Here is a 13120-nt window from a genome sequence, read left to right on the forward strand (position 1 = left end):
TTTTTTTATTTCTCAATAAAGTCATACAGCGGCTTGTCTCTGTCGACAATATGCACCGTAAACAGTCGCAGCGTCTGCTCGCCTGTCACTTTCATTCCACCGTGCGGCACGTCTCTCAGATTAAGTACCGCTTTGCCGGTCGGTAGACTAATCGTGCCTTTTCCCGGTATTTCCACCTCTGCACCATCAATAATGTACGCCGCTTCAAGGCCGTGGTGAATATGACGCCCCATAAACTCACCGGGAGGATATTCAGCAACAGAAACAATCACCTCCATATGCTCTGCACCCGATAACACGGCGCGCTGCTGCTCCTGCCGAAGGTGGGAATCAGAATATTTCTGGGCCGTAACGGCTGTCGCTACACCTGCGAGAAACAGAGAGCCACCTAATGCCAGAGACCGAAGAATATTTGCCATAAAAAATGCCCGGATAATAAAAATTATCCGGGCATTATGCGTGAGCCAGGTCAGCAGGTCACCCGACCAGATCAGCCGACTTTAAACTGGCGGACCTTATCGCTGAGCGCTTCAGTAATAGAGCGGGCCTTCGCCACGGCCTGCACGGTACCTTCCGCATTGCGAGATGTTTCTTCGCCTGTGCTGCGGATCGATTCAAGATTGGTATGCAGATTATCGGCAGAATGCTTCTGCTCAGCAGCCGTGCTGACGATCAGACTGGTTTTACCCTGAATGTCACCCATGCTGGTCTGAATTTCACCGAGCGTGTCACTGACCTGAACAGAATTCTCGACCGTGGTTTCAACCATGTCGCGATTTACGCGCATGGTGTCCACCGCCTTAACAATATTCTGCTGTACTTCACTGATCAGGGATTCGATCTCCTGAGCCGAGCCCTGAGTACGGCTCGCCAGCGTGCGTACTTCGTCGGCTACAACGGCAAAACCTCGTCCCTGCTCACCCGCACGGGCGGCTTCAATCGCAGCGTTCAGAGCCAGAAGATTGGTCTGCTCGGCAATGCTTTTAATGGTTTCAAGAATCGTGCTGATGGACGTCGAGTTATCAGCCAGTCGGTTAACCGCCGCCATCGAATGTTCCATTTCCTCTGACAGACGTTTTACCTCACCCATCACACGCTCGACCACTTTGCCCGCTTCATCCGATTTGGTCTGCCCTGTGGCAGCGGCCTGTTCAGCGGCTTCGGCCAGTGACGTGACTTCGCCTGCTCCGCGGGCGACATCAGAAATAATTTCAGAGACCTGACGCGTCTGTACCAGCTGGCTTTCAACTGCCTGACGACTGCGGTTAGCGATGTCTTCCACCTGATTAACGTTCGTACTGACCGCACCCGACGCTTCCTGCACAGCGGTCAGTGTCTGCCGGATATTCACAATCATCTGATTAAATACATCACGCAGCTGGCCCATTTCATCACGGCCATCGAATTTAATTTCACGGGTGAGGTCACCACTGGCAACCGTACGCGAGACGCTGGCAAAGTGCTTGATCGATGAACGGATCGAGATAAAGAACGCCAGATAGAGATACACAATCACAGACAGTGCACCTACAAGTACCAGGACCAGCGTCGTTACCCGCTGTTGCTGCGAAGACAGTCTCTGATTCATGATATTTTCGATCAGAGGGAAGATCTGATCTTTAATGCTTTGCAGATCAGACGATTTTTCGTTGTATATCTGATCAAACTCAGACCACGGCATTTCCACCGAGGCCGCCACGATAATTTCGTCATCGAGAATCATGCGCAGCTCGTCAATAAATGCTCTGAGAGACGATGCTGAATCCGTCAGTGATTGAGCACCCACCGCCTCCGCACTGGTGATCACCAGGTCGACTTTCGGCTGCGCAGTCAGAACTTCGTCATAGACAAGGTTCATCAGATCATACGTATTTGATTGCAAATACTGTTCAACCATCGCAAACATACCTGCCGCATGGCCCAGGCCAAGAGACCGCTCCACGGAAGGCAGATCCACCAGCAGCACCGTACTTAAGCGCTGCACATTGGTGTCCGGGTCGAGAGAGATACCCGTCCGTTGTCCGTACTGGCGGGTTATCAGATAGATTTCGTCAATGCTTCCCTGATAGTAATTAAACTGATCAAGAAATGTCGGCTGGCGATGCTCACCCACCATGCTGAAACGCGGCAGAAACTTGCTGCGCCACTCTTCGAGCGACGTACGCAGAGTCTCATCGCCTACAAGGTCGATCAGAGCACTGGTTTTCTTTGGCAGAGCCGTAAGGCGTTCCGAGGCTGCTGAGCGCAGTGCCTGATCCTGCTTGTGGGTCGCCACAGAGGCAAGGTCGCGGGTTGTTTCGAGATACACCACAAAATCAGACAGAGCGCGGACATCGCTGACAGCAGCGATTTCCAGCTCAGTCTTTTTCATAGATTCAAATGCCGCCAGAAATACCTGGCCGCTGAGTACCACGAGAGGCACCATGAACAGAAAACTGATCAGACCAAACTTCGCAGCGTAATTCAGCTGCGCCATAAATTTGATGCCTGGCAGCATCAGTGATTTGAACATAGCGCTCTCACCCAATAAAACTACATCAACAGTTCACGCATATCCTCCAGGCAACGCACCACGTACTGGCTGAACCTTGCTGCTTCTGCACCGTCGATCACTCTGTGGTCGTACGACAGTGACAGTGGCAACATCAGACGTGGCTGAAATGCATTGCCGTCCCAGACAGGTTTCATTTCTGATTTCGAGAGTCCGAGAATGGCGACTTCAGGAGGGTTAACGATCGGAGTAAATGCTGTTCCTCCGATGCCGCCCAGACTCGACAGACTGAAACATCCGCCCTGCATGTCTTTTAAGGTTAGCTTACTCTCACGGGCCAACTGCGCTTTGTTACTGAGTTCTTGTGTAATTTCTGTAACAGACTTTTTATTGACGTCACGCAGTACCGGCACCAGTAATCCTTTAGGGGTATCAACCGCCACACCGATATGAACGTAATCCTTCATAATCAGTGACTCACCATCCTCAGACAGCGAGGCATTGAACGTTGGAAACTTCTCCAATGCTCTGGCGATCGCTTTCAGCACAAAAGGAACGATCGAATAACGAACATCACCCGCGGCGTTGCGTGACTTACGGAAGGCTTCCAGTCCGGTAATATCAGCCTGATCAAACTGGGTCACCTGCGGCACATTGAGATTCGCGATGGTCATCGCTTTCGCCGTTGCACGCTTAATATTGTTCAGAGGCTCACTGTGCACCGGACCGAAGCTTGCAAAATCAACAGGCGCGACACGCGGAATACCTGCCCCACCCGCCGCTGCAGGTCCTTTCACCCGCTCTTTAACGAATGCCTGGATATCTTCTTTAAGGATACGGTCTTTCGGTCCACTGCCCTTCACTAACGTCAGATCAACGCCGAACTCCCGGGCCAGTTTGCGTACGGCCGGGCCGGCATGCACCTTAGACGCAGGCGTATCCCGAACAGCAGATCCGGACGGGGCTGACACGGCGGCTGCGGGCTTCTCTGGTGCCGGTGCAGGGGGTGTCCCGGGTTCTGCTGGCTTCTGTTCCGCTGGCGCTGGCCCGGAGGCTACGCCACGAACGACCACCATAGGGTCCCCTTCATTGACCTTGCCACCCAGCTTCACCAGAATTTCTTCAACGACCCCGGCCACACCGGCAGGAATCTCCATGGAGGCTTTGTCTGTTTCGAGTGTGATGACGGACTGTTCTGCATCAATGGTTTCACCAACACGAACAGACACCTCGATCACATCAACGTCTGATGCCCCGCCCAGATCGGGCACTGCCACCGTCACAGAGGTCGCCTCTGCAGCTGGCACCTCTGTAGCCTCAGGCGCATCCGCGACCAGGGGCGCTGGCGTCTCTTCGGGTGTCTCTTCGGATGAGTCTGCCGGACTACTGTCTGCTGTATTGGCAGCACCCGCTTCTAACTCCGCAAACGCATCGCCTTCGTTAACTTTATCCCCCACCTTGATCATTAAGCGGGTAACTGTACCTGCGGTATCCGCAGGAATTTCCATACTGGCTTTATCTGTTTCGAGAACAATCAGCGCCTGCTCCTGCTCAATGCTGTCGCCTTCGCTGATCAGTACCTCAATGACCTCGACATTACTGGCGCCACCAAGATCCGGAATTTTCAGTGTTGTCATATGCTCAGTCCTTAGCTGTACAGCGGATCAGGTTTAGACGCATCAATACCCAGCTCATCGCGCCAGGCCGCCAGTTCTTCCGCACTCAGGCTTCCCTGACGCTTGAGTTCAACACCCGCACACCAGGCCACGTGCTGCCAGTCCACTTCGAAGAAGCGGCGCAGCGCCGCACGGGTATCACTGCGACCAAAACCATCGGTGCCCAGTACCTGATAAGTACGACCTTCCGGCATAAACGGACGGATCTGCTCAGGGAACGATTTCATATGATCGGTGGTCGCGATAATCGGCCCCTGCGTTCCCTTGAGTTGCGTAGTCACATAAGGTTCATGAGTCCGCTCATCGGCGGAGAGCATGGCTTCCCGCTCGCAGGCCAGTCCGTCGCGACGCAGTTCGTTAAATGACGTCGCTGACCAGACGGTCGCGGCGACGCCTTTGTCGTTCAGCCACCCGGCGGCAGTCTCTACCTGACGCAGAATCGACCCAGAGCCTAACAGCTGTACAGGCTTGTCCGTCAGCGCCGACTGGCGCAGGCAGTAGAGTCCACGACGTATCCCTTCCTCAACGCCCTCGGGCATCGCAGGATGCGCATAGTTTTCGTTGAGCGAGGTGATGTAGTAGAAGACCTTCTCTTTCTTCTCGTACATGCGCTTCAGACCGTCCTGAACAATCACGGCCATCTCGTAGGCATAAGTAGGATCGTAAGAGATGCAGTTAGGAATCGTTGAAGCCAGAATATGACTGTGCCCGTCCTGATGTTGTAGCCCTTCACCATTGAGCGTGGTACGCCCGGATGTCGCACCGATCAGGAAACCCTGACACTGCATGTCCCCCGCTGCCCAGGCCAGATCACCAATACGCTGGAAACCAAACATGGAGTAATAGATATAGAAAGGAATCATCGCCAGGCCATTGGTACTGTACGAGCTGCCTGCGGACATCCATGCGGCAAAGGCACCGGCCTCGTTAATACCTTCTTCGAGAATGCGCCCTTTTTTGTCTTCGCGGTAATACATCACCTGCCCCTGATCGACAGGTTCATAGAGCTGGCCTTCTGACGAATAAATACCCATCTGACGGAACATGCCTTCCATACCAAAGGTACGCGCCTCGTCCGGCACAATCGGTACCACCCGATCACCCATATTTTTGTCTTTGATCACCTGCGAGAGAATGCGGACAAACGCCATGGTGGTCGAGATCTCACGGTCGCCGGTACCGTCCAGCTGAGACTGGAAGAACGACAGATCCGGTGCCGTCAGTGCCTGCCAGTTCTCGTGACGCACCGGCAGATAACCACCCAGCTTTTCACGCTGCTTGCGCATGTAAGTCATCTCCGGACTGTCAGCCGGCGGACGGTAGAACGGCAGATGCTCCAGATCCTGATCACGGATAGGAATATCGAAACGGTCACGGAAGCTCTTCAGACTGGCAATATCCAGCTTTTTCACCTGGTGCGCCTGATTCTGCCCTTCGGCTTCAGCGCCCATGCCGTAACCTTTGACGGTATGCGCCAGAATCACGGTTGGTTGACCGGTGTGATTTACCGCCGCATGGTAAGCCGCATACACCTTGTACGGATCATGGCCACCACGGTTGAGTTTGAAGATGTCCTCGTCGGAAAGATCTTTAATCAGCTCTTTCAGTTCAGGGTATTTTTCGAAGAAATGTTCCCGGGTGTATTTACCACCCTTCGCCTTGTAGTTCTGGAATTCACCGTCCACGGTTTCATCCATTCGCTTCTGCAGCAGCCCCTTACGGTCTTTCGCCAACAGCGGATCCCAGTGACGACCCCAGACCACTTTAATCACGTTCCAGCCGGCGCCACGGAACTGGCTTTCCAGCTCCTGAATAATTTTACCGTTACCACGCACCGGACCATCCAGACGCTGGAGGTTGCAGTTGATCACAAAGATCAGGTTTTCCAGCTTCTCACGCCCGGCCATGCCGATAGCACCGAGTGTTTCCGGCTCGTCACATTCTCCGTCTCCGAGGAATGCCCAGACCTTACGCCCTTTACGCGGCACCAGCCCCCGCGCCGACAGATAACGCATAAAGTGCGCCTGATAAATTGCCTGTAGCGGCCCCAGCCCCATAGATACCGTTGGGAACTGCCAGTAATCCGGCATCAGTTTCGGGTGCGGGTAGGACGACAGCCCGGGCCCCAGAGCTTCCTGTCGGAAACGCTCCAGATCGCTGTCGTTAAAACGGCCTTCCAGATAGCTACGGGCGTAAATACCCGGAGAAACATGCCCCTGATAGTAAATCAGATCACCTAGAGGCGACTGTTCACTGTCGGCATTCGGTGCACGGAAAAAATGGTTAAAGCCCACGTCATACAGAGTCGCACTCGATGCGAAGCTCGAGATATGACCACCAAGATCACCCGCGCCTTCTTTGTTGGCGCGCAATACCATCGCCAGCGCATTCCAGCGCACCAATGAACGGATACGACGTTCCATAAAAAGGTCGCCAGGCATCGGCGCTTCTTTTTCCGGGGGGATGGTATTGCGGTATGGCGTATTCAACGCATACGGCAGCGGCATACCATCACGGGTCGCACGTTCGGCGATTCTTTCAATCAGAAAATGAGCGCGCTCAACACCTTCGGCGCGTATCACTGAGTGGATGGCATCCAGCCACTCTTTGGTTTCCTGCGGGTCGGTATCGTTGGTATGTACCTGATCATCCATTCTTGGGGCTCCTGAACGGGGGGCTTAATATCCTGTAACCAGTATAGATACTCTGGGCAAAAACACGTGATCACAGCCAGATGGCCGGAAACGAACCCAGACGAGTCGTCTGTGTATGACTTTCAGCATAGCCCGGGTTTCCCGGATTTTTCAGACTAAACTGACTTTCTATGCAATCTGATGAATGGACAAGTGAATCTCCTCACAGTTTCACCCGTGTGACGCTGCCCAGCACTCAGGCCGCCAGATCAATTCGATTACCTATTGCTATCAACCAAGTAAATATATTTAAGTTACGCTATTAAACGCTTTTCACTATTCTGGCTCTGACATCAGCCCTTATTCCAATCTGCACAGGAGATGAGAGATGAACCCGGATACTGGCGCTCTGCTTTCGTGGAAAGACATTCTTCGGCAACACGCACAGGAGCATCCTGCGGTCACCGCTGGCCTGCTTTCCGCTGCGCTGGTCGTTACCGCCCTGCTTGTCCAGAGCCTGTTTAATATCAGTCGGGGACCGGATGCCGAGTTCGTTCGCTATGCATTGCTCGGGGGCACCGCAGGATTCCTGGCCACCGCACTCGGTGCCCTCCCGGCTCTGCTCCTGAAGCGAATCCCACGCCAACTGGAAGACAGCATGCTTGGCTTCGCCGCGGGCATGATGCTGGCCGCCGCCGCGTTCTCACTGCTCCTGCCAGGAATAGAAGCGGGCACCGAATTAACGGGGAATGCATTCAACGGTGGGCTGCTCGTGGTGTTCGGTATGTTAATGGGCGCGTTATTAATGTTAGGGCTGGATGAGTTCACTCCGCACGAGCACGAAAAAACAGGCCCCTGTGGTCCGGGCTACGAACGTTGTGACAGAGCCTGGTTGTTTGTTTTTGCTATCGCCTTGCACAACCTGCCTGAAGGCATGGCTGTCGGTGTCAGCTTTGCGGGTGGCGACATGAGTGTCGGTCTGCCCCTCGCTACCGCCATCGCACTGCAGGATATTCCAGAAGGTCTGGCCGTCGCGCTGACATTGCGCGCTGCGGGGTTCTCAGGCGCGACTGCCGTACTGGTCGCCGCGGGCAGTGGCTTGCTTGAGCCCGTCGGTGCGTTACTCGGGGTAGGGCTCGCAGGTGGGCTTATGTTTGCTTACCCGGTGGGGCTGGGTCTCGCCGCCGGCGCTATGATCTTTGTCGTCTCGCATGAAGTTATTCCTGAGACTCACAGGAATGGTCATCAGACAACGGCAACGATGGGACTGATGGCAGGCTTCGCGCTGATGATGGTATTAGATACCGCGCTGGGATAATTCCGCCAGTCATTGATACGGCAATCAACACACAGATGCTGGTTGTCGTATCCAATGGATTAACATTATTCGACCTCTTGTTACTTATTATTTTTAAATCCCAGAAAAAACTATTTATAAAATTCTAAGTTATTAAAACCCGGAAATTACCGGAATTTCCGTTACAGTTTTTTACCGCAAGTCTCCCCCAGCTGACATTCCTGTCGCCCCACGTTGGACTTTTGTTACTCGCTCAATGTACTGGCATCACGCGCAATGTCAGTGCTTTTGACATGCCCCCGGGCGCAACTATCGTTAATCCCATAAGCGGCCTATCTGGAGCAGTTAATTTCCAGGTGACCTTTTCCGGGTTCAGTCTCTGACCCGCGATGAACAGACAGCGTACAACAGCGCTCAACCTGAACCCTGATGCAGGACAAAACTATGGCACTTGTGAAGAAAACTCAGTCCGGTGGTGTGAAATCTCCAGAACAGTCTGTCGATCCTAATGTCGCGAAAGAAGCTGAGGCGCAAAGACGACGTGCGCGCACTCTGGCGAAGCAACAGCAGGCCGCCGAGCGGATTGCCGCAGCGGCGGGTCAGTTGTCTTCCGGTATCACCGAAGCGGCGGCTGCCAGTCAACAGCTGCAGAGTGCTTCTGACCAGATAGCTGTCACCGCAGAGGAAACAAGCGGTGCTGCGCAGGAATCCCTCGCCGCGTTCAATCAGGTAAATACAGCGATCAGCCGTCAGCTCACCAATGCCGAAGATTCCCGCTCCCGCTGTGACAGCCTGACCGCCATAGTAAAACTCACCAGTGAAAACATCGACAGTCTGGTTTCGAACGTACGCGAAGCCGCCACCCGCCAGGCCGCATCGGTCGACATGGTCTCTGAGCTTGAAAAACAGGCTGCTAACATCGGCGATATCGTCAAAGCCGTTGTCCGCATCGCGGATCAGACTAACCTCCTCGCACTGAACGCCGCAATCGAAGCTGCCCGCGCGGGCAAACACGGCAAAGGGTTTGCCGTCGTCGCCGATGAGGTGAGAACACTGGCAGAAACCTCTGAACAGAGCGCAAATCAGATCCAGGAACTGGTTAAACAGATCCAGCATGAAGTAAAAGCCATCGCAGACGGCATTAAAGAGTCTTCCGAGCGCGTTGAGGGCGAGGTCGAAAAAGGACACACCATCCGTGACCAGCTGACGGGTATCCGTCGCGATATGGCGGAGATTATGGAAGGCGCACAGGAAATTGCTAATGGCGCTTCGCAATCCAGTGTCGCAGCCAAACAGGCACTGAAAGGCATGGAAGACATCGCCACCGCCGCTGAGGAGCAGTCTGCAGCCGCCGAAGAATCTGCCAAGACGGTGAATGAACAAAGCCAGGCACTCAGTGAATGCGAACGTACGTCTCAGAGCCTTTATGACCTCGCGGATGATCTCCGTAATTCGACCGACGTTGCAAAAAGCGCAGAAGAAGTCGCATCCAGCGCTGAAGAACTGTCTTCTGCGGTACAGGAAATCAGCCGCGCTTCCACCCAGATCATGACGGCCGTAGAGCAGATCCGCCTCGGTGCTCAGACCGCAGCCGCCGCGACCGAAGAATCCTCAGCAGCCATCAACCAGATTGAACGCGGGCTGGAAGTGGCTCAGGAACGCGCGAACCGCAGTCAGGATCAGATCGGAAAAATCAAAGAATCACTGTCCACCAATAAAACATCGGTCGACGAGCTGATCCATGGCATTGGTGCCTCGGTCGAGTCGACTCAGGCGAGTATCCGTCAGGTCCGCGATCTGGAAGTAGTGTCGCGTCGGATCGACAAAATTGTCGAAGCCATTTCTATGGTGTCCATCCAGACCAATATGCTGGCCGTCAACGGCTCCATTGAAGCTGCCCGGGCTGGAGAGTTTGGCAAAGGATTCGTCGTCGTAGCGACAGATATCCGCAATCTGGCTCGCGATTCTGCCGAGAATGCCGATCAGATAAAAGACCTGGTGAAATCCGTACAGGACCAGATTTTTACTGTGAGTAATGATCTTGATGAGATCGTTATTTCCGCTCAGGAAGAAACCGAAAAAGCCAAGTCCTCCACCGACAACCTCGCAAAAATCGAAACCGATATTCTGCTGGTAGAAAAAGGCTCTGAAGAAATACTTACCGCTTCGAATGATATTTCCGCCGCAATCCTACAGGTCAAGAAAGGTTCAGAGCAGATAGCGACCGCCGCCCAGGAAGCTGAAAAAGCGGCGGATGAAGCAGCCACTGCGGCAGAGCAGCAATCTCAGGGTGCCGATGAACTAGCCTCAGCCATCGAAGAAATTGCATCACTCGCAGACGAACTGCAGAGCATGTAAGGAGGCACTTTATGAGTGCAGCAGAAGACATGATCGATCAGGAAGAGCTGGACGCAGAGACCAGCGAACGTCACCAGTACGTGACCTTCCGTGTGGGTGAAGAGCTGTTTGCCGTAGATATGAACCCGGTGCAGGAAATCATCCGGGTTCCCGAAGTTATTCGCGTACCGCTGGCACCACCATCTCTGTGCGGACTGGCGAACCTGCGTGGCAAAGTGCTGCCCGTCATTTCATTGCGCTACCTGTTTGCTCTGCCAGACACCGAAAATGACGAAGCCACCCGTGCCGTTGTCATTGATGTCGGCCAGCCCATCGGTTTCGTCGTCGACCGCGTCGCGAGTGTGATTGAAGTTGATCCGGCAGATATTGAAGACGCTGGCCGCCTTCGTACCACCGTCGACACCAGTATGCTGAAAGGCGTCATCAGAAACCATGGCGGCAATATGATCATGGTGGTCGATTTTGACCTTCTGGTGGAGCAGGAATACGCCCATCTCGAACCACTCACCAGTGACGGCAGTCTGCTTGCTGGGGGACTGCTTGATGACAGCTTCAATAATGACAATGAAGACGAAGACCCGGACGAACTTCAACTCGTCAGCTTCGTCATTAACCAGCAGGAATACGCGGCGCCTATTGAGGACGTCAAAGAAATTGTACAGATGCCTGATTCGGTGACGGCAGTTCCCCGCTCTCCGGGTCACATTCTGGGGTTGATGAATCTGCGTGATCAACTGTTGCCGCTGGTCGACCTGCGAACCCTTTTTGCACTCGATTACCGGGAGCCCGATGACAAAAGCCGGGTCATTGTTGTTGCCTCTGGAGGCTATTCGATTGGCATCGTCGTTGACAGCGTCAGCGAAGTGCTGCGGGTAACGCGCGACGATGTTGAAGGTCTGGTGCCTATGATGGCGCGCGAATCTGAACTGTCGGACATCACTGATATCTGTCGTCTTAATAACGGCAAACGGCTCGTATCAATTCTCTCAATTGAGCGCCTGTTCGGTAACGGGGCTCTGCTCGAAACTCTGGAAGAACTGTCGGAGGAAAACATGCTGGAACAGGAGCAGGACATCAACGACACCCAGGATACGGAGTCAGATGACGACAATCAGGTGGTGGTTTTCAGACTGAACAGCGAGGAATTCGCGGTTCCTATCATCAGCATCCAGGAAATCGTTCGTATCCCGGATGAACTGATCCGGGTCCCCAAAGCACCGGATTTTCTTGAAGGTGTGATTAACCTGCGTGGCATCGTGCTCCCGGTCATTGACCTGCGCACCCGACTGGGACTCGTCGCCAGTGAGCGCAACGAACGACAGCGTATTGTTGTGTTTCTTATTCATGGTGTACGTACCGGATTTATTGTCGATCAGGTAACAGAAGTACTGCGACTGCCGGAAGGCTGTGTTGAGTCCTCACCGAAAATAGCAGGTGAGCATGGTGATCTGTTCACCGGCATGGCTAACCTGCAGGAAAGTAAGCGCATGATCCAGCTCCTGAATCCGGACACGCTGATGGATCAGGATACAGTGGCCACCCTGGAAACCGCTGCCGGAGGTCAATAACGCCATGCTGAAGATTCTGATTGTTGACGATTCTGCGCTGATGCGCCGCCATCTGACACAATTATTTGAGTCAGAAGGCGACTTTCTTATCCGCCACGCCCGCAACGGTAATGAAGCAGTAAGGGAAAATCGCGAATTTCAGCCTGATGTTGTCACGCTGGATATCAACATGCCTGAGTTGGACGGCATATCAGCGCTGTCACTGATTATGGCCGAACGTCCGGTTCCGGTGATCATGCTGTCATCGCTCACCAAAAAAGGGGCGCTGGCAACCTTTGAAGCACTGAATCTTGGCGCTGTTGATTTCGTGGCTAAGCCAGACGGAACCATTTCACTTTCGGTGGATGATATCGCCCGCGACCTGGTCAGTAAGGTACGGTCGGCCGCCCGTGCAAAATTGCGCCCGGGGCGTACCAGAGAAACAGCAGCTCCACTGTCACGTCCTGCCACAACGCCACAGCCCAAAGCGCCTGCTGCTCCGGTGCGCAACTCTCAGGCACCCACCGGTGTACGGGACAAAGTGATTTTAATCGGTGTTTCAACCGGAGGCCCACGCACGCTGGAAGACATTCTTCCTGCACTGCCGGCAAACCTGAACGCTCCGATTGTGATTGCCCAGCACATGCCCGCCAGCTTCACTCAATCGCTGGCCAGCCGCCTTGACCGGGCCTGTGCAATGAAAGTAATGGAAGTGAACAAGGCCACGCCACTTGAATCAGGCACCATCTACATCGGACGGGGCAGTGCCGATGTGACGCTCTGCGTCCGGAATAATCAACTCTATGCCCAGAGCAAACCCGAAGATGCTGAATACCTGTGGCACCCTTCCGTCGAACTCCTGGGGCAGTCAGCCATGCGCTACTGTGATCCGCGTCAGGTCATGGCCATTCTTCTCACGGGCATGGGACACGACGGCTCGAAGGTCTTTACTGAACTTCATAAGAAAGGAGCTTCCACCATTGCTGAAAGCTCTGAGACAGCCATCGTATTTGGCATGCCTGCGGAGCTGATCGAACGACGTGGCGCTGGGAAAGTCCTTCCGGCAACCGCCATTGCCAGTCAGATAATTCAGTTCGCTGGACAGTAACAGGAGAACC

At 54.0% G+C, this 13120-nt stretch carries 8 protein-coding genes; 4 read left to right on the forward strand and 4 right to left on the reverse strand.

Annotation, left to right across the window (positions count from 1 at the left end):
- Window positions 1–5 precede the first annotated feature (5 nt).
- The 4 genes from Q1L85_RS07380 to aceE form a co-directional block, all read right to left on the reverse strand.
- Window positions 6–419, reverse strand: coding sequence for a hypothetical protein (locus Q1L85_RS07380; protein ID WP_300426761.1), 414 nt, complete (start codon window positions 417–419; stop codon window positions 6–8).
- Window positions 420–490: 71 nt separating this feature from the next.
- Window positions 491–2512, reverse strand: coding sequence for a methyl-accepting chemotaxis protein (locus tag Q1L85_RS07385; RefSeq protein WP_300426760.1), 2022 nt, complete (start codon window positions 2510–2512; stop codon window positions 491–493).
- A gap of 20 nt (window positions 2513–2532) precedes the next feature.
- Window positions 2533–4128 carry a dihydrolipoyllysine-residue acetyltransferase gene (locus tag Q1L85_RS07390; RefSeq protein ID WP_300426759.1) on the reverse strand — a complete coding sequence of 532 codons (1596 nt, stop codon included), beginning with the start codon at window positions 4126–4128 and terminating at the stop codon, window positions 2533–2535.
- 11 nt (window positions 4129–4139) lie between these two features.
- Window positions 4140–6821, reverse strand: a complete 2682-nt coding sequence (gene aceE, locus Q1L85_RS07395; RefSeq protein ID WP_300426758.1) for a pyruvate dehydrogenase (acetyl-transferring), homodimeric type — start codon at window positions 6819–6821, stop codon at window positions 4140–4142.
- A gap of 367 nt (window positions 6822–7188) precedes the next feature.
- Here aceE and Q1L85_RS07400 point away from each other — a divergent pair, with 367 nt between their 5' ends.
- From Q1L85_RS07400 to cheB, 4 genes are all read left to right on the forward strand, one after another.
- On the forward strand, window positions 7189–8118 hold the full coding sequence (locus tag Q1L85_RS07400; protein ID WP_300426757.1) for a ZIP family metal transporter: 930 nt from the start codon (window positions 7189–7191) through the stop codon (window positions 8116–8118).
- A 423-nt stretch (window positions 8119–8541) separates the two neighbouring features.
- Window positions 8542–10455, forward strand: coding sequence for a methyl-accepting chemotaxis protein (locus tag Q1L85_RS07405; protein WP_300426756.1), 1914 nt, complete (start codon window positions 8542–8544; stop codon window positions 10453–10455).
- A gap of 11 nt (window positions 10456–10466) precedes the next feature.
- Window positions 10467–12023, forward strand: a complete 1557-nt coding sequence (locus Q1L85_RS07410; protein WP_300426755.1) for a chemotaxis protein CheW — start codon at window positions 10467–10469, stop codon at window positions 12021–12023.
- Between the two features lie 4 nt (window positions 12024–12027).
- The gene (gene cheB, locus Q1L85_RS07415) at window positions 12028–13110 is read left to right on the forward strand and encodes a chemotaxis-specific protein-glutamate methyltransferase CheB (protein ID WP_300426754.1); all 1083 of its coding nucleotides are present in this window, start codon (window positions 12028–12030) and stop codon (window positions 13108–13110) included.
- Window positions 13111–13120 lie beyond the last annotated feature (10 nt).

Origin of the sequence: uncultured Thalassolituus sp., from assembly GCF_950066645.1 — a bacterium.
In the GTDB taxonomy this organism is placed as follows: Bacteria; Pseudomonadota; Gammaproteobacteria; order Pseudomonadales; family Oceanobacteraceae; genus Thalassolituus.

What these genes read in the sequence shown, in the direction of transcription:
- cheB (WP_300426754.1), top strand. Translation starts at nt 12,028, where the DNA reads ATGCTGAAGATTCTGATTGTTGACGATTCTGCGCTGATGCGCCGCCAT.
- Q1L85_RS07390 (WP_300426759.1), bottom strand. Translation starts at nt 4,128, where the DNA reads ATGACAACACTGAAAATTCCGGATCTTGGTGGCGCCAGTAATGTCGAG.
- Q1L85_RS07385 (WP_300426760.1), bottom strand. Translation starts at nt 2,512, where the DNA reads ATGTTCAAATCACTGATGCTGCCAGGCATCAAATTTATGGCGCAGCTG.
- Q1L85_RS07380 (WP_300426761.1), bottom strand. Translation starts at nt 419, where the DNA reads ATGGCAAATATTCTTCGGTCTCTGGCATTAGGTGGCTCTCTGTTTCTC.
- Q1L85_RS07405 (WP_300426756.1), top strand. Translation starts at nt 8,542, where the DNA reads ATGGCACTTGTGAAGAAAACTCAGTCCGGTGGTGTGAAATCTCCAGAA.
- Q1L85_RS07410 (WP_300426755.1), top strand. Translation starts at nt 10,467, where the DNA reads ATGAGTGCAGCAGAAGACATGATCGATCAGGAAGAGCTGGACGCAGAG.
- aceE (WP_300426758.1), bottom strand. Translation starts at nt 6,821, where the DNA reads ATGGATGATCAGGTACATACCAACGATACCGACCCGCAGGAAACCAAA.
- Q1L85_RS07400 (WP_300426757.1), top strand. Translation starts at nt 7,189, where the DNA reads ATGAACCCGGATACTGGCGCTCTGCTTTCGTGGAAAGACATTCTTCGG.